Genomic DNA, 17,230 nt, shown 5'->3' on the forward strand with positions numbered 1-17,230 from the left:
TAGGGGTTACGGCAGCGCGGCGTCAGACCTCGACCGGCTCCTTGCGCCCGGCAATTGCCGGCGCGGCGGGCGTGGTCGTTGGCTTATAGGTGCGCCAGTCGAAGGGCTTGCCCTCGGTCTGCGCATGCTCGCGGCGTTGCAGGATCAGGCGCGCGCGGCGCATGCGGCCCTTGCGCGAGGTGAAGGGATTGGCGGCGTCGGGCGGCGCATCGACCATGGCTTCGAGCAAGGCCCGGCGATCCTGCTGCAAGGGCACGGGACCTTCCGCCATCGCATCGGCCGAAGGACCTGTTGGCGGCGGGATCACGGCCGCGGTCGCGATCGGCACGGCGGCCTCGGCAGGACGCGCCTCCGCGGCGGGTTCCAGCGGCTGCACATAGGCCCTGTCGTCGACGGAGGTCGCTGCCCAGGGCTCGGAATAGGAATCGGCCTCCGGCTCGGGCTTGCGGCGGCGCATCATCATCGCCGCGATACCCGCACCGGCCACGCCAAGGGCCGCCAGCAGGCCAAGGACACCCTCGACCGGCAGACCCTCGTTCCGGGCCGGTCCATTGCCGGCAGGCGCGCTGGCCGCGGGTGCAGCCAGCGCGGCCGCGGATGGGCTAACAGACGATGCATCACGCGGCGGCGCAGCGACGGGCGGCGGAGCATCGCCGCCGGCCAGCGCCCCGTCACGCGCGGCGCCGGCATCGGCCGCCGTGGGCACGCGGGTCGGTTCGGGAGCCGAGCGGGCGATAGCCCGCGCCGGAGCGGTACTGCTGGCCGCCTCGGCAGGCGCTGCGGGCAGCGGCGCCGCATTGCTTGCGCCCGAGGCTGCTTCAGGGGTGGCTGCTTCCGGCGCAGCCACGGCCGGTGCTGGACTGAAATCCGGCAGCACGACCTGGGGCGCCACCGGAGCGGGCGCCGGCGGCACCGCGCTGGGCAGAGCAGGCACCACGACCGTGCTGGGAACCGGCGCCGAGCCCGGCTGGGTCGGCAAAGTGGTACCGGACGTCATGTCCTGGGCCTGAGCCGGGGCCAGAGCCGAGGTTGCAGAAAGCACGAGAACGGCGGCAATCGCCGTTACCGCGCCATACGGGCGGGGGGCGGGATCTTTTTCCATGCAAGCTCAATGCATGGGAGACAATGAAGTTACGCCGAAATGACTCGCCAAGAGACGAAAGGAAATGAAAAGCCGGACGAAATGCACACATCTACGCATTTATACACATATCCGTTCGCCTCTGCCGTGCTTTATTAAATTGACGCCGCCGGATGTTAATTTGACGTTCACGCGAAAATTGACGATACTATCGCTTCTGGATTGACGCGCGCCCTCCGCTTTCACGAATCTTTCTGCGCGCCATCGCCAGACGGTTTGACACCAGGCCCCTCCACTTCTATATGACGCCCTCGCTCGATCGCTTCGAGCAAGGCTTGTCCATGCGCGGGGACAGGCCCGGGAAGGAAGCGATACGGGTTTCATCTGACGCAGAAGGCTGCTGGCCGCATCGGTAAAACTCCAGGTTTTCCGCGCGTGCCGGGCGGCCTTTTGGCGTTTCGGATGCCCTGCCCCACGCAGGGATAACGTCACTCGCGACGACGAATTTTTCCGGCCCGATTCACGCGAATCGGTCCTTTGAAGCGAAGAGGCAAAGACCAGCTCATGGCCACCAAGCCCGCAAGCGTCCGCTCTGCAAAGAAGCGGATCCGCAAGATCTTCGGCGACATCCACGAAGTCGTCCAGATGCCCAACCTGATCGAGGTCCAGCGCGAGAGCTACGAGCAGTTCCTGCGCTCGAACCCTGCGACGGGCTACGTCTCGGGCCTGGAAAAGACCCTGCGTTCGGTCTTCCCGATCCGCGACTTCGCCGGCACCAGCGAACTCGACTTCGTGCACTACGAGCTGGAAGAGCCGAAGTACGACGTGACCGAGTGCCGCCAGCGCGGCATCACCTATGCGGCCCCGATGAAGGTCACGCTGCGCCTCATCGTGTTCGAAGTCGATGCCGAGACCGAGACCCGTTCGGTCCTCGATATCAAGGAGCAGGACGTCTACATGGGCGACATGCCGCTCATGACCGAGAACGGCACCTTCTTCATCAACGGCACCGAGCGCGTGATCGTCTCGCAGATGCACCGTTCGCCGGGCGTCCTGTTCGACCACGACCGCGGCAAGACCCACTCCTCGGGCAAGTTCCTCTTCGCGGCCCGCGTGATCCCTTACCGCGGTTCCTGGCTGGACTTCGAGTTCGACGCCAAGGACATCGTCAACGTCCGTATCGACCGCAAGCGCAAGCTGCCGGTGACCTCGCTGCTGTTCGGCCTCGGCCTCGATAACGAAGCGATCCTCGACTACTTCTACGAGACGGTCACCTGGAAGCGCGGTTCGGGCGGCTGGCAGCTGCCCTATCAGTCGGAAGCCTGGCGCGGCGCCAAGCCCGCCTTCGACATCGTCGACGCCAAGTCGGGCGAAGTCGTGTTCCCGGCCGGCACCAAGATCAGCCCCCGTGCCGCCAACAAGGCGCAGAAGGACGGTCTTGAAGAGCTGCTGATCCCGACCGAGGAAATCTTCGGCCGCTATTCGGCCAAGGATCTCATCAACGAGTCGACCGGCCGCATCTACATCGAAGCCGGCGACGAAGTTTCGCCCGAGAACCTCGAGGCGCTCGACCAGGCCGGCATCGACCAGATCGACCTGCTCGACATCGACGACGTGAACACCGGTCCCTGGATCCGCAACACGCTCAAGGCCGACAAGGCCGAGAACCGCGACATGGGTCTGGAAGCGATCTACAAGGTCATGCGTCCGGGCGAACCGCCGACGAAGGAAACCGCTGAAGCCCTCTTCGCCGGCCTGTTCTTCGACGCCGACCGCTACGACCTCTCGGCCGTGGGCCGCGTGAAGATGAACATGCGCCTGGGCCTCGATGCCGAGGACACCGTCACCACGCTGCGCGTCGAGGACATCCTCGCCGTGGTCAAGGAACTGGTCGGCCTGAAGGACGGCAAGGGCGAAATCGACGACATCGACAACCTCGGCAACCGCCGCGTGCGTTCGGTGGGCGAGCTGCTCGAGAACCAGTACCGCGTCGGCCTGCTCCGCATGGAGCGCGCCGTGAAGGAGCGCATGTCGTCGGTGGACGTGTCGACGGTCATGCCGAACGACCTCATCAACGCCAAGCCCGCCGTGGCCGCCGTTCGCGAGTTCTTCGGTTCCTCGCAGCTCTCGCAGTTCATGGACCAGACCAACCCGCTGTCGGAAGTCACTCACAAGCGCCGCGTTTCGGCCTTGGGCCCGGGTGGTCTCACCCGTGAGCGCGCCGGCTTCGAAGTCCGCGACGTTCACCCGACGCACTATGGCCGTATCTGCCCGATTGAAACGCCGGAAGGCCCGAACATCGGTCTGATCAACTCGCTGTCGACTTTCGCGCGCGTCAACAAGTACGGCTTCATCGAAACCCCCTACCGCCGCGTCGTCGACGGTCATGTTTCGAAGGACGTCGTCTATCTCTCCGCCATGGAAGAGCAGAAGCACACCGTCGCGCAGGCGTCGGCTGAGCTGAACACCGACGGTTCGTTCGTCGAGGAACTCGTCTCGGCTCGCCAGAACGGCGAATTCGTGATGAGCCCGCGCGACCAGATCACGCTGATGGACGTTTCGCCCAAGCAGCTCGTCTCGGTGGCCGCCTCGCTCATTCCGTTCCTGGAAAACGACGACGCCAACCGCGCGCTCATGGGCTCGAACATGCAGCGTCAGGCCGTGCCGCTCGTGAAGGCGGACGCTCCGTTCGTCGGCACCGGCATGGAAGAAACCGTTGCGCGTGACTCCGGCGCCGCGATCTCGGCGCTGCGCGCCGGCATCGTCGACCAGGTCGACGCAACGCGTATCGTCATCCGCGCCTCGGGCGATATCGAACCCGGCAAGTCCGGCGTCGACATCTACCGCCTGCAGAAGTTCGAGCGTTCGAACCAGTCGACCTGCATCAACCAGCGTCCGCTGGTGAAGGTGGGCGAAGTGATCCAGGCCGGCGACACCATCGCCGACGGTCCTTCGACCGAGCTGGGCGAACTGGCCCTGGGCCGCAACGTGCTCGTCGCGTTCATGCCCTGGAACGGCTACAACTACGAAGACTCCATCCTGATCTCCGAGCGGATCGTGAAGGAAGACGTCTTCACCTCGATCCACATCGACGAGTTCGAAGTGATGGCCCGCGACACCAAGCTGGGTCCGGAAGACATCACCCGCGACATCCCGAACGTCGGCGAGGAAGCCCTGCGCAACCTCGACGAAGCGGGCATCGTCTACATCGGCGCCGAAGTGCACCCGGGTGACATCCTGGTCGGCAAGATCACGCCGAAGGGCGAAAGCCCGATGACGCCGGAAGAAAAGCTCCTCCGCGCCATCTTCGGTGAAAAGGCTTCGGACGTCCGCGACACCTCGCTGCGTCTGCCGCCGGGCGTTTCGGGCACCATCGTCGACGTGCGCGTGTTCAACCGCCACGGCATCGAGGTCGACGACCGTACCCGCGCGATCCAGAACGAGGAAATCGAACGCCTCGCCAAGGACCGCGAGGACGAACGCGCCATCCTCAACCGCGCCACCTACAACCGTCTGAAGGACATGCTCCTCGGCCAGGTCGCCGCTTCGGCGCCCAAGGGCATCAAGAAGGGCGTGGACATCACCGACGAGGTGCTGGACGAGGTCGAGCGTCACGAGTGGTGGAAGTTCGCCGTTGCGGACGACCACATGCAGTCGCAGCTCGAAGCGGTGAAGACCCAGTACGACCTCACCGTCAAGGCGATCCAGGAGAAGTTCGAGGACCGCAAGGAGAAGCTGGAACGCGGTGACGAACTCGCGCCCGGCGTGCTCAAGATGGTCAAGGTCTTCGTGGCCGTGAAGCGCAAGCTTCAGCCGGGCGACAAGATGGCCGGCCGTCACGGCAACAAGGGTATCATCAGCCGCATCCTGCCGCTGGAAGACATGCCCTTCCTCGAGGACGGTACCCCCGTCGACTTCGTGCTGAACCCGCTGGGCGTGCCTTCGCGCATGAACGTCGGCCAGATCTTCGAAACGCACCTCGGCTGGGCCGCCCGCGGCCTGGGCGCGCGTATCGGTGCAGCTCTGGACGACTGGCGCGCAGCCAATCCGGATCCCGTGGCCGGCGAACCGCCGGAAGCGGTCCGCGAACTGCTCAAGGAAGTCTACGGCTCCAACTACACCGCCGAGATCGAGGCGCGCAGTGACGAGCAGATCGTCGAATTCGCTCAGTCCGTCCGCAAGGGCGTGCCGATGGGTTCGCCGGTCTTCGACGGCGCCGTCGAGAAGGACGTCACCGACATGCTCCGCCTCGCCGGTCTCGACGAGTCAGGCCAGGTGGACCTCTACGACGGCCGCACCGGCGATCGTTTCGACCGCAAGGTGACCGTCGGCTGCAAGTACGTGCTCAAGCTGCACCACCTTGTCGACGACAAGATCCACGCGCGTTCGATCGGCCCCTACTCGCTCGTCACCCAGCAGCCGCTGGGCGGTAAGGCGCAGTTCGGTGGCCAGCGCTTCGGTGAAATGGAGGTCTGGGCTCTCCAGGCCTACGGCGCGGCTTACACGCTCCAGGAAATGCTGACGGTGAAATCGGACGACGTGGTCGGCCGCACCAAGGTCTACGAAGCGATCGTCAAGGGCGACGATACTTTCGAGGCCGGCATCCCCGAGAGCTTCAACGTGCTCGTCAAGGAAATGCGCTCGCTGGGCCTCAACGTCGAGCTTACCAGCCACGACGACAACGAGGACGACGACGGCGTGGCCCTGGCGGCGGAATAACGGGATCGGGCGGGGCCCGCACGGCCCCGCCTTCCCTTCCTTCCGCCTCGAGAATTCACCCCCAGAGGGACTGAAACATGAACGACCTGACCAAGTTCACCAACCAGATGGCGAAGCCCGAGACCTTCGATCAGATCCAGATCGGTCTGGCCTCGCCCGAGCGCATCCGCTCCTGGTCCTTCGGCGAGATCAAGAAGCCGGAAACCATCAACTACCGTACGTTCAAGCCTGAGCGTGACGGCCTTTTCTGCGCCCGCATCTTCGGTCCCGTGAAGGACTACGAATGCCTTTGCGGCAAGTACAAGCGCATGAAGTACAAGGGCGTCGTCTGCGAAAAGTGCGGCGTCGAAGTCACCGTCACCAAGGTGCGCCGCGAGCGCATGGGCCACATCGAGCTGGCCGCACCGGTCGCGCACATCTGGTTCCTGAAGTCGCTGCCTTCGCGCATCGGCCTGCTGCTCGACATGCAGCTCAAGCAGCTTGAGCGCGTTCTCTACTTCGAAAGCTACATCGTGATCGAGCCGGGCCTGACCCCGCTCGAGAAGTACCAGCTCCTCACCGAAGACGAGATGCTCGACGCCCAGGACGAGTACGGCGAGGATTCGTTCTCCGCCGGCATCGGTGCCGAGGCGGTGAAGCACATGCTCATCAACCTCGACCTCCAGCAGGAGCGTGCGGACCTTCTCCAGGAACTTGAGACGACCAAGTCGGAACTCAAGCCCAAGAAGATCATCAAGCGCCTCAAGGTCGTGGAATCGTTCATCGATTCGGGCAACCGCCCCGAGTGGATGATTCTCGACGTCGTGCCGGTCATTCCGCCCGAACTGCGCCCGCTGGTGCCGCTGGACGGTGGCCGCTTCGCGACCTCGGACCTCAACGACCTCTATCGCCGCGTCATCAACCGCAACAACCGCCTGAAGCGCCTGATCGAGCTGCGTGCGCCGGACATCATCGTCCGCAACGAAAAGCGCATGCTGCAGGAAGCGGTCGACGCCCTGTTCGACAACGGCCGCCGCGGCCGCGTCATCACCGGCGCCAACAAGCGTCCGCTGAAGTCGCTGTCCGACATGCTCAAGGGCAAGCAGGGCCGCTTCCGTCAGAACCTGCTCGGCAAGCGCGTCGACTATTCGGGCCGTTCGGTCATCGTGACCGGACCGGAACTCAAGCTGCACCAGTGCGGCCTGCCGAAGAAGATGGCGCTCGAGCTGTTCAAGCCGTTCATCTACGCCCGTCTGGACGCCAAGGGTCTTTCCATGACCCTGAAACAGGCCAAGAAGTGGGTCGAGAAGGAGCGCAAGGAAGTCTGGGACATCCTCGACGAAGTCATTCGCGAGCACCCGGTCATGCTGAACCGCGCGCCGACGCTTCACCGTCTGGGCATCCAGGCGTTCGAGCCGGTCCTGATCGAAGGCAAGGCGATCCAGCTTCACCCGCTCGTCTGCTCGGCGTTCAACGCCGACTTCGACGGTGACCAGATGGCCGTCCACGTGCCGCTCTCGCTGGAAGCCCAGCTGGAAGCGCGCGTGCTGATGATGTCGACCAACAACATCCTCTCGCCGGCAAACGGCAAGCCGATCATCGTTCCTTCGCAGGACATGGTTCTCGGCCTGTACTACCTGTCGATGGACCGCATCGGCGAGCCGGGCGAAGGCATGAAGTTCGCGGACATGGCCGAAGTGCACCAGGCGCTTCACGTCGGTGCCGTGACGCTGCACTCGAAGATCGAGGCCCGCGTGCCGCAGACCGACGAGAACGGCGAGCAGTACATGAAGCGCTTCGAGACCACGCCGGGCCGCATGCTGCTGGGCGAATGCCTGCCGAAGTCGCACACCGTGCCCTTCGACGTCGTCAACCGCCTTCTCACCAAGAAGGAAATCGGCGACGTCATCGACCAGGTCTACCGCCACACCGGCCAGAAGGACACGGTGCTGTTCGCCGACGCGATCATGTCGCTCGGCTTCCGCAACGCGTTCAAGGCGGGCATCTCCTTCGGCAAGGATGACATGATCATCCCGGACTCGAAGGAAGCCCTGGTCGGCGAAACCAAGGAACTGGTTGCCGACTACGAGCAGCAGTACCAGGACGGCCTGATCACCCAGCAGGAAAAGTACAACAAGGTGATCGACGCCTGGAGCCGTTGCGGCGACCAGGTGGCGAACGCCATGATGGAAGAGCTGAAGGCTCAGCCGGTCGATCCCGAGACGGGCCGCATGGCCCAGATCAACTCGATCTACATGATGAGCCACTCCGGTGCGCGTGGTAGCCCGGCACAGATGAAGCAGCTTGGCGGTATGCGCGGCCTCATGGCCAAGCCGTCGGGCGAGATCATCGAAACGCCGATCATCTCGAACTTCAAGGAAGGTCTGACCGTTCTTGAATACTTCAACTCGACCCACGGTGCTCGTAAGGGCCTGGCGGATACGGCGCTCAAGACGGCGAACTCGGGTTACCTGACCCGCCGTCTGGTCGACGTGTCGCAGGACTGCGTCGTCGTGATCGAGGATTGCGGTACCGAGCGCGCGCTGGAAATGCGTTCGATCGTGCAGGGCGGTTCCACCATCGCCTCGCTCGCCGAGCGTATCCTGGGTCGTACCCTGGCCGAGGACATTGCCGACAAGGAAGGCAACGTCATCGCCGCCAAGGGCCAGCTCCTGGACGAAGCCGCCGTGGCTGCGATCGAGGCGACCGGCCTGCAGGCTGCCCGCATCCGTTCGCCGCTGGTCTGCGAAGCCCAGCAGGGCGTCTGCGGCAAGTGCTACGGCCGTGACCTCGCACGCGGTACGCCGGTCAACATCGGTGAAGCTGTCGGCGTCATCGCCGCACAGTCGATCGGTGAACCGGGCACGCAGCTCACCATGCGTACCTTCCACATCGGCGGCGCTGCCCAGCTGAACGAAACCAGCCATCTGGAATCGATCTGCGAAGGCTCCGTCGAATATCGCGACATCCCGACGATCGTGGACAAGCGCGGCCGTCGCCTCTCGCTGGCCCGTAACGGCGAAATCGTCGTGATGGACACCGAAGGCCGCGAGCGCGCCATGCACCGCGTGCCTTACGGCACCGTGCTGCTCCACACCAATGGCGCGAAGGTGAAGGAAGGCGAACGCCTGGCCGAGTGGGATCCGTTCTCGCTCCCGATCATCACCGAAACCTCGGGTACGGTGAAGTATCAGGACCTGATCGACACCCGCACGCTGACCGAGCATGTCGACGATGCGACCGGCATGACCAGCCGCGTCGTGACGGAAGACCGTTCGTCGCGCACCGCGAAGAAGAAGGAGGACCTGCGTCCGCGCATCACCCTTCTCGACGACGCGTCCGGCGAATCCGCGCGCTACATGATGGCGCCGGGCACGACCCTCTCGGTGGAAGACGGCCAGACCGTCGAGGCCGGCGACATCATCGCCCGTGCCTCGCGCGAAGCCGCCAAGACCCGCGACATCACCGGCGGTCTGCCGCGCGTTGCCGAACTGTTCGAGGCCCGCAAGCCGAAGGACAACTCGATCATCGCCAAGGTCTCCGGTCGCATCGAGTTCGTGCGTGACTACAAGGCCAAGCGCAAGATCGCGATCATCCCGGAAGAGGGTGATCCGGTTGAGTACCTGATCCCGAAGAGCCGCGTGATCGACGTGCAGGAAGGCGACTTCGTCAAGAAGGGCGACAACCTGATTTCGGGCTCGCCCGATCCGCACGACATTCTGGAAGTTCTCGGCGTCGAGGCACTTGCGGAATACCTCGTGGCGGAAATCCAGGAAGTCTACCGCTTGCAGGGCGTGAAGATCAACGACAAGCACATCGAGACGATCGTTCGTCAGATGCTGCAGAAGGTCGAGATCACGGCCGGTGGCGACACCACCCTGCTGCCGGGCGAACAGGTCGACTACGAGGAAATGTTCGAGATCAACAGCAAGCTTCCCGAGGGCAAGATGCCCGCGGAAGGCAAGCCGGTGCTGCTCGGCATCACCAAGGCCTCGCTGCAGACCCGCTCGTTCATCTCGGCGGCGTCGTTCCAGGAGACCACCCGCGTGCTCACGCAGGCGGCTGTCGAGGGCAAGAAGGACTCGCTCATCGGCCTCAAGGAAAACGTCATCGTCGGCCGCCTCATCCCGGCGGGTACCGGTGCCGGCATGAACCGCGTCCGCGTGGCGGCCACCAGCCGCGATGCCGCCCTGCGCGCGTCCTACCGTCGCCTGCAGGAATCTCTGATCGCCGCCAACACGGCGGAAGAAGAGCATGCAGCCGAACTGGCCCAGGGCCCGGAAGCCGCGATCGGCAACGATCCGCTTGCCGCGGTCGAGGGTGAAACCCATGGTCTGGACGCCGATGCCGGCGATTACCTGATCAAGGGCGACGACCAGTCGGAAGGCGAACAGCCGGAAGGTGGCGACGAGGCGTAAGTCTCCCCGCTACCGCCTGACAGGCAGAATAAAGGCCCCGCCGGAGCGATCCGGCGGGGCCTTTTGCTTTGGGCATGACGGGCCTGCGTCAAGGCGGTGCGGCCAAGGGGCGGCTTCGATAGGCGGCTTACCGCGCTCGACGGGCGACATGGCTCGCGGGCGCCTTTCCGGGCATAGCGACCGCACCCCCGCTCTCTCGCAAGGCTGGTTCCGGATGGGCAACCCTGAGTCCAAGATCGTACCTGCCGCGATGGCTTCGGTCATCGCCATGGCTGCGCTCGCAGTCTGGTCCAGCCTTGCGGGATTCAGCGCCTTCGCCTGACGCCCATTCCTACTGGATTGGCATTTCAGGGGACGCCGACGTCCGATCGCGGAGAGATAGAGCCGTTTTCGATCCGATTATGCAGGATCCACGGCGCTCGTTTCTGATCCATCGCGTTTTCCGAATCGTCAGTGGCTGTCACCGTGCGCAGGGCGCTGCAACGATCGCTGCCAACTTCCGCTTTTAGCCCGCCTTTAGCCGCGGGCTCTCAACTGCGCCCTTATGGCCTCGTGACGGACCTCATGCGGAAGCCGCCACGCGAATCATGCTGGATTGGCCAAAGCCCGGACTCGGCTTGTCAGCCCGCTCTCTGCCAGAAGGTATAGCCCCGGTGCAGGCCCGTACCGGCCACAGCCGCCATGAGCCCGACGACCAAGGCATCCCAGGCCATCAGCGCCCAGACGAGCGCCTGGGGCTGCCCCAGGACAACCATATGATCCCAGCGGTGCAGCGGCTGCAGGATCGCCAGCGCGGGGGCGATGTAGATCAGCATCCGCAGCGCCTTGCCCCAGCCGCGCCGATAGGCATCGGCCAGCCCGGCCTCGCGGTCGCCCAGCAATCCGCCGACCATGAGGACGAGGCCCGGCATGCTGGCGATCGTCGCGAGGATCGAGATAGCAAAGGCCGCCGCAGGCATCCGGAAGTCGATCAGGCCCGGCAGCGTGAAGACAACCTGGACCAGAAATCCGGTCAGGACCTGCTTCCAGCCGATCCCGGCCAGGCTCAGGCTGCGCAGGCCCGCCTCTCGGTTGGCCCAGAAGCGCGCCGCCAGCAGCATGGCGAAGACCAATCCCGCGACTTTGACCGAACCCAGCGAGAGCCGCGCCGGGTCCGAGCCCAGGGCGGCGAAGGCATCGCGGCTGGCGAACATGCCGAGGCGGATCTCGACGACATGCTGGGCGAATTCCGGGATGGCGGCGAGCGCGGGGATTACCGGCGCCAGGTTCCACAAGACAAGACTGTCTCGCAGCGAGGCGAAGAAGCCGCGGGCTTCCGCGCGGAGCCGCTCCATCGGCGCCCCCGCCCCCGCTTCCATCGCCGCAGGCGCGTGCGCCGCCCTCCGCGCGGACGCGCGCAGGGCTTTCGCCTTCGGCGCTCTGCCCGGATTCATTCCGCGGCTTGCGCCTGCGCCTCGTTCGCGGCTTCGATCTCAGCCGCCTTGGCTTCGACCAGCTTGACGATGTGGTCCAGCATGTCTTCGGACTGCACGACGTGGTCGGTCACGCCGGACAAGTAGACCATGTGCTTGCCATTGCCGCCGCCGGTGAGGCCGATATCGGTTTCGCGCGCTTCACCGGGGCCATTGACCACGCAGCCGAGCACCGAGAGCGAGAGCGGCGTCTTGATATGCTGCAGCCGGTCCTCCAGCGCTTCCACCGTGCGGATCACGTCGAAGCCCTGGCGGGCGCAGGACGGGCAGGACACCACGCGAACGCCGCGCGTGCGCAGGCCGAGCGCCTTGAGCATCTCGAAGCCCACGCGCACTTCCTCTTCCGGCTCGGCCGAAAGCGAGACGCGCAAGGTGTCGCCAATGCCCGACCAGAGCAGCATGCCCATGCCGATCGAGGATTTCACCGTGCCGCCGATGAGCCCGCCCGCTTCGGTGATGCCCAGGTGCAGCGGGCAATCCACCGCATCAGCCAGGCCCTGGTAAGCCGCGACGGCCAGGAACACGTCGCTGGCCTTCACGGCCACCTTGTATTCGTGGAAATCGTGGTCCTGGAGCAGCTTGATATGGTCGAGCGCGGATTCGACGAGCGCTTCGGGGCAAGGCTCCCCGTACTTTTCCAATAGGTCCTTTTCGAGGCTGCCCGCGTTCACGCCGATGCGGATCGCACAGCCGTTGGCCTTTGCCGCGCGCACGACTTCGGCCACGCGGTCGTCAGAGCCGATATTGCCGGGATTGATGCGCAGGCAGGCAGCGCCGGCGTCGGCGGCCTCAAGCGCACGCTTGTAGTGGAAATGGATGTCCGCGATCAACGGGACGTTCGCGGCGCGCACGATTTCCTTCATTGCCGCCGTGCTCTCCACGTCGGGACAGGAAACGCGGATGAGGTCCGCCCCGGCTTCTTCGCAGCGACGGATCTGGTCGATCGTCGCCTTGGCGTCGGAAGTCAGGGTGTTGGTCATGGTCTGCACCGTGATCGGGGCATCGCCGCCGACGGGAACATTACCGACCATGATCTGGCGGCTCTTGCGGCGCTCGATATCGCGCCAGGGACGTACGGAAGACATGCGCCCCCTATAGGCCTTTGCAGTGACGGTTTGAAGCACCATTGCGCAGGGGTGCGCAATCCCCTTTCGGGTGGCCGATAGAGCGGCACCGGAGAGGCGCGTTCACGGCGCCCGTCCGGCGCCGCCGGTCACAGCATCCGGGCGTAGAGGAATTCCTCGTCGCGCTGTTCGCCGACCATGAAATGGATGTCGGCCACTTTGCCGAAGCCGTAGCGGGCGTAGAACTTCTGCGCGCCTTCATTGCCGCTCCATACCGAAAGCTGCATTTCCCCGGCGCCATGTTCGCGCCCGATCTCCAGCGCGCGGTCCATCAGCGCAGCGCCGATGCCGCGCCCGGTCGTTTCCGGATCGGTGTAGAGCTGCTTGAGTTCCACCACCCGCTCGTGCCGCGCATGTTCGGGCCAGCCGCAGGCCATGACGAGCTTGCAAAAGCCCAGCAGCGCGCCGTCCTCTTCGGCCAGCAGCACGCGCATGGCCGGGTCCGCGATCTCCTTGGCCACTTTCGCCTCGCTGTGCGAATCGGCCAGGAAATTCTCCAGATCCTGGGGCGTGTACATATGGCCGAACTTCGCGACGAAACTGCGGGCGCCGAGTTCGGCCAGGGCCGCGGCATCGGCGGGGTTGGCGGGGCGAAGATTCATGTCAGTTCCCGAGTCATGCACATGGAGAAGGGATCGTGCTCATAGCTGCCGAAAGGCGGGCATTCCGCGAAACCGTGCGCGCGATAGAGCGCATGGGCGGCGTGGAACGGCTCCGGCCGCCCGGTTTCCAGGCTGACGCGGTGATAGCCCCGCGTGCGGGCTTCCTCGATCAGGCGCAGGAGAATGGCCTTGCCCACGCCTCGCCCCCGATAGTCCGGTGCCGCGCGCATCGATTTCAGTTCGCCGTGGCCCTCGTCCAGACGCTTGATCGCCCCGCACCCGGCCAGGCGCTCGCCATCCCAGGCGGAGAAGAACGTGACATCGGGCTGGCGCAGGCGGGCGGCCGGCATGGCGTGGACACTCTCCGGCGGCGACCACTGGTGCATTTCGTCGAGATGGAACTGCAGGAGATTGAGTACGTCACGGCCCGTCAGGTCATCTTCCACGATCGTCAGATGAAGCGTCATTCCTGGCTCCCGGAAAACTTGTCTGCCTTGCGGCGGCCCATGCGCATGCCTGCTTCCAGGCGGGCACGCAACTGGGTGTAGTAGTCTTCCAGGAAGGCCCGCTCGTCGTTCCAGCCATCGTTGCGGTCGATCTTGCGGGCGATGGTTTCGTAGACGCTTTCGAGCGATTGCGCGCGGTCGTCGCGCAGGACGCGTTCCAGCGCCTGCAGCTCGTATTCGCCGTAGACCGCCAGTTCGGCTTCCTCGAAGCGATAGGTGCGCCGCGCCGGCGCCGCGCCGGCATCGAGGGCGACCTCGTCCTCATGCCTTGCCGCCGGCGCGCGCGCGAGGGACATCGCCGCCTCCAGCTTCTGGCGTGGCCGCTCCAGCACCCAGGTCCCCGCGATCATGTCGCCGGCCCGCAAGGCGTCGCGGTTGAACAAGGGCATGAGCAGGAAAATCGCCAGCCAGCCGGTGGCCGTCAGCCAGCCCATGCCGCTTTGCGCCCCCGCCTGCAGGATGAAGACGATCGGCAGGAACAGCTCGATGTCGCGCAGGAGGTTGCGGGCGATCACCATGTCCGCCGTCAGCCGCCCGCCATCGCGGGCGGCGATGCGGATGCCGGCGATACGCTTGCCCGGCGTGGCGCCGCGCGGTCCCAGTTCGAAGAACAGGAAATAGGCGTTGCGAAACAGGAACATCGCCACCAGCCAGACGATGACGAGGAACTGCAGGGCATGGCCCAGCGCATTCTTCTGTTCGAGATTGCGATCGATCCCGGTCAACCCGCCGGCGATTTCGATGAGCCCCCAGGTCGTGAGGCCCATGAGCACCAGGATCACCAGGAAATCGAGCATGAGCGCGCCCACGCGCGATCCCCGGCTGGCCACCGTCACCGGGACCGAGATGCCTTCCGGCGTCACCAGCACGCGGTCGCGCGAGGTCCGCCGGTAGCGGGTCGGCAGCACGCTCATGCCGCGCGCACTTTGCCGCGGTTGCCCCGGAAGGCGAAGAAATAGGCGCACCAGGCCGCCAGCATGAAGCCGCCGATAGCGAATCGTCCGAAAGTCTGGTCGACGAGCTGGCGCGCAAAGCCTTCGAGCAGCGCGGCGACGATCAGCATGAGCACCACCCCGGTCATGACCAGCGCCGCGCGCCGCCCGGCTTCCGCCGTCGCCTGAAGCACCGGCCGGTTGCCGGGAAAGGCGAGCGAGCGGCCGATGTGCAGCCCTGCCGCGCCCGCCAGCATGATGGCGAAGAGTTCCGTCGTACCGTGGACGGCGAGCCATCCGGCGAAATCGGTCAGCAGCCCGGCCCCATGGTAGAGCCAGAGCATCGCCCCCAGCATGGCCATGTTGTGCACCAGCAGCAGGAGAGAGGGGATGCCGAAAGCGAAACCCAGCGCGAAGGCCAGGATCGAGACCTGCGAATTGTTGCTGAACAGCTGGGTGGCGAACAGGCTCATGCCGTTGCGGCCGCTATCGCCGAACAGCGTGTGGCGCAGGGCTTCGCGGGTCGCCCCGGGCACGCGGCCGCCCGCCATGTCGCCGCCGACAAGGGCATGGTACCAGTCCACGTCGTGCGCCACGAGCAGCCAGCCCACCGCGGTTCCGGCCACCATCACCACCAGCGCCACCAGGATGTCCAGCCAGATCGCCCGCACCGCCGCGCTCCAACCGCCGCCCAGGAAGCCGCGCAGCCAGTCCCACAGCGAACTGCGCGGGCCGTAGACGACGAACCAGGCGCGCTGCACCAGCGCTTCGAGATAAGCCAGCGTCGCGGCATCGAGCGAGGTTTCCCGCGCGATCGATAAGCTGGAGGCCACGGTGCGGTAGAGCCCCGGAAGAGCCAGCAGGTCTTCGTCCGACAGGCGGCGGAGGCGGCCCTTCTCCATGCTGGTGACGATCGCTTCCAGCCGCTGCCAGTCGGCCTCGCGCTCGAGGCGGAAGCGGTCGGAGCGCAGCGCCGCGCTCTCGATGGCGGAGACGGAATCGGGAAGCCCGGTATCGGAGCGCCCCGTACCTGAAGGCAGAGTGGCGGCGTTCATCCGATCGCTCCCGATCGCTTGATTTCGAGATAGGCATCGATCAGCCGGGTGCCGATCGTGTGATAAGGCGCTTCCACCACGTCCACGCCCAGCTGCTGCAGCCGCCGGGTGACCAGCGCGCGCTGGCGCAGCAGGGTATCTGCGGAAACCGCCATGGACAGCGTTTCGAGGTCGTCCGGCGCCGCGCCCGAGATCGCCTCCAGCTCGTCGTCGGCCATGGTGACGAACAGCACGACATGGCGCGAGACGAGCCGGCCGATCGATTCGATCATGAGCTGGGCGCTGGTGGGGTCGGTGAAGTCGGAGAACACCACGATCAGCGAACGGCGCTGCAGGCGCGCGGCCAGGGTGGCCAGCGCCAGCGTGAAATTCGGCTCCTCGGAGCGATATTCCAGCCCCGCCGCCGCGCGTTGCAGCCGGTGAAAGTCGCGCGATGCGGTGACGAAAGGCGTCGCCACTTCGGGCCGCGCGGCGAAGCCGAACAGCGAGACGCGGTCGCCGCCCTTGAGCGCCACGTAGCTGGTGGCGAGCGCGGCGGAAACCGCGCGGTCGAGCCGGGGCATGCCCTGGATCGGCTCGCACATCGTCTGTCCGCAATCGAAGGCGAAGACGATCTGGTTGTTCCGCTCGGTCTCGTATTCCTTGGCATAGAGGTGGACGTGCCGCGCCGAGCTTTTCCAGTCGATCCGGCGGCGGTCCATGCCCGGCTCGTATTCGGCCAGCGATTCGAACTGGGTGCCCTCGCCCCGGATGCGGCGGGCGATCAGGCCATATTGCGCATCCTTGAGGAAGGTCTGCAGCGCCGGGGAGCGCACGGCGGCAATGTTGGGCCAGACGCGCACTTCCCGGCCGAGTTCACCGCGAAACTGCCGTGCGCCCAGCCCCATAGGTCCGGTCCAGCGCAGCCAGGTCCGCGCGATCCGGCCGGTGCCGCGGCGCGAGGGGCGGAAGGCGAGCGTGCCGCGCCAGCCGTCCTCGCCCCGGTTCGCCAGAGTGAGGCTGGCACGTCCGCCGGGAACGAGGCGTGGATCGCATTCCAGGGCGAGTTCGACCCGCGAGGCCCGCGCAGCGGAAAGATCCAGCGCGGCGGTCAGTTCGGCCGGCTCTCCCACTTCGACATCGGCGGGTACCGCGATCCGCAAGTCACCCAGGCGCCCCGCCAGAAGCGCGTCGATCGCGATCAACGCCAGCACCGCCAGCCCGAACACCGGCGCCACGACCCAGGCTTCGGGCCGCGTCGCACCGATCACCAGCGCCACCGGCGCGGCCAGCGCCAGTAACCCGGCCGCACGCGCGGTGGGCACCATGGGAGCGGAGCGCAGGCTCATCGGATCAGGACCGC

Annotated in this window: 11 protein-coding genes; 3 read left to right on the top strand and 8 right to left on the bottom strand. The window is 65.7% G+C overall.

All coding sequences use genetic code 11. The features are described from left to right. Nucleotides 1–22: 22 nt before the first annotated feature. Complete coding sequence (locus tag ACZ1J6_RS17390) at nt 23–1,102, bottom strand: hypothetical protein (RefSeq protein ID WP_465127615.1); 1,080 nt, start codon at nt 1,100–1,102, stop codon at nt 23–25. Between the two features lie 543 nt (nt 1,103–1,645). On the opposite strand from ACZ1J6_RS17390, the gene rpoB reads away from it, so the two are divergent. The 3 genes from rpoB (at nt 1,646) to ACZ1J6_RS17405 (ending at nt 10,519) form a co-directional block, all read left to right on the top strand. After that, complete coding sequence (rpoB, locus tag ACZ1J6_RS17395) at nt 1,646–5,800, top strand: DNA-directed RNA polymerase subunit beta (protein ID WP_132264514.1); 4,155 nt, start codon at nt 1,646–1,648, stop codon at nt 5,798–5,800. 77 nt (nt 5,801–5,877) lie between these two features. Then, complete coding sequence (gene rpoC / locus ACZ1J6_RS17400; RefSeq protein WP_132264512.1) at nt 5,878–10,197, top strand: DNA-directed RNA polymerase subunit beta'; 4,320 nt, start codon at nt 5,878–5,880, stop codon at nt 10,195–10,197. Between the two features lie 148 nt (nt 10,198–10,345). Beyond that, nucleotides 10,346–10,519 carry a hypothetical protein gene (locus ACZ1J6_RS17405; RefSeq protein WP_166675279.1) on the top strand — a complete coding sequence of 58 codons (174 nt, stop codon included), beginning with the start codon at nt 10,346–10,348 and terminating at the stop codon, nt 10,517–10,519. A gap of 298 nt (nt 10,520–10,817) precedes the next feature. On the opposite strand, the gene ACZ1J6_RS17410 is transcribed toward ACZ1J6_RS17405, so the two are convergent. The 7 genes from ACZ1J6_RS17410 to ACZ1J6_RS17440 form a co-directional block, all read right to left on the bottom strand. Further along, the gene (locus ACZ1J6_RS17410; RefSeq protein ID WP_465127616.1) at nt 10,818–11,630 is read right to left on the bottom strand and encodes a hypothetical protein; all 813 of its coding nucleotides are present in this window, start codon (nt 11,628–11,630) and stop codon (nt 10,818–10,820) included. Next, nucleotides 11,627–12,754, bottom strand: a complete 1,128-nt coding sequence (ispG, locus tag ACZ1J6_RS17415) for a flavodoxin-dependent (E)-4-hydroxy-3-methylbut-2-enyl-diphosphate synthase (protein ID WP_132264510.1) — start codon at nt 12,752–12,754, stop codon at nt 11,627–11,629. The genes ACZ1J6_RS17410 and ispG overlap by 4 nt, the downstream gene beginning before the upstream one ends. 128 nt (nt 12,755–12,882) lie before the next feature. Beyond that, on the bottom strand, nt 12,883–13,395 hold the full coding sequence (locus ACZ1J6_RS17420) for an N-acetyltransferase family protein (protein ID WP_465127617.1): 513 nt from the start codon (nt 13,393–13,395) through the stop codon (nt 12,883–12,885). Beyond that, nucleotides 13,392–13,862 (bottom strand): GNAT family N-acetyltransferase, encoded by a 471-nt coding sequence (locus tag ACZ1J6_RS17425; RefSeq protein ID WP_465127618.1) that lies wholly within the window; start codon nt 13,860–13,862, stop codon nt 13,392–13,394. The genes ACZ1J6_RS17420 and ACZ1J6_RS17425 overlap by 4 nt, the downstream gene beginning before the upstream one ends. After that, a complete protein-coding gene (locus tag ACZ1J6_RS17430) occupies nt 13,859–14,815 on the bottom strand; it encodes an RDD family protein (protein ID WP_465127619.1) in 957 nt (318 codons plus the stop codon). Before ACZ1J6_RS17430 ends, ACZ1J6_RS17425 begins: the two co-directional genes overlap by 4 nt. Then, nucleotides 14,812–15,888 (bottom strand): stage II sporulation protein M, encoded by a 1,077-nt coding sequence (locus ACZ1J6_RS17435; RefSeq protein ID WP_465127620.1) that lies wholly within the window; start codon nt 15,886–15,888, stop codon nt 14,812–14,814. Before ACZ1J6_RS17435 ends, ACZ1J6_RS17430 begins: the two co-directional genes overlap by 4 nt. Next, entirely contained in the window at nt 15,885–17,216 is a 1,332-nt protein-coding gene (locus ACZ1J6_RS17440) for a DUF58 domain-containing protein (protein ID WP_465127621.1), read from the bottom strand. Before ACZ1J6_RS17440 ends, ACZ1J6_RS17435 begins: the two co-directional genes overlap by 4 nt. Nucleotides 17,217–17,230 lie beyond the last annotated feature (14 nt).

The organism is Novosphingobium sp. BL-S-21 (genome assembly GCF_055521655.1).

Excerpts from the sequence above, each read along its gene's own strand:
- ACZ1J6_RS17390 (WP_465127615.1), bottom strand. The coding sequence starts at position 1,102 with ATGGAAAAAGATCCCGCCCCCCGCCCGTATGGCGCGGTAACGGCGATT.
- rpoB (WP_132264514.1), top strand. The coding sequence starts at position 1,646 with ATGGCCACCAAGCCCGCAAGCGTCCGCTCTGCAAAGAAGCGGATCCGC.
- rpoC (WP_132264512.1), top strand. The coding sequence starts at position 5,878 with ATGAACGACCTGACCAAGTTCACCAACCAGATGGCGAAGCCCGAGACC.
- ACZ1J6_RS17405 (WP_166675279.1), top strand. The coding sequence starts at position 10,346 with ATGGCTCGCGGGCGCCTTTCCGGGCATAGCGACCGCACCCCCGCTCTC.
- ACZ1J6_RS17410 (WP_465127616.1), bottom strand. The coding sequence starts at position 11,630 with ATGAATCCGGGCAGAGCGCCGAAGGCGAAAGCCCTGCGCGCGTCCGCG.
- ispG (WP_132264510.1), bottom strand. The coding sequence starts at position 12,754 with ATGTCTTCCGTACGTCCCTGGCGCGATATCGAGCGCCGCAAGAGCCGC.
- ACZ1J6_RS17420 (WP_465127617.1), bottom strand. The coding sequence starts at position 13,395 with ATGAATCTTCGCCCCGCCAACCCCGCCGATGCCGCGGCCCTGGCCGAA.
- ACZ1J6_RS17425 (WP_465127618.1), bottom strand. The coding sequence starts at position 13,862 with ATGACGCTTCATCTGACGATCGTGGAAGATGACCTGACGGGCCGTGAC.
- ACZ1J6_RS17430 (WP_465127619.1), bottom strand. The coding sequence starts at position 14,815 with ATGAGCGTGCTGCCGACCCGCTACCGGCGGACCTCGCGCGACCGCGTG.
- ACZ1J6_RS17435 (WP_465127620.1), bottom strand. The coding sequence starts at position 15,888 with ATGAACGCCGCCACTCTGCCTTCAGGTACGGGGCGCTCCGATACCGGG.
- ACZ1J6_RS17440 (WP_465127621.1), bottom strand. The coding sequence starts at position 17,216 with ATGAGCCTGCGCTCCGCTCCCATGGTGCCCACCGCGCGTGCGGCCGGG.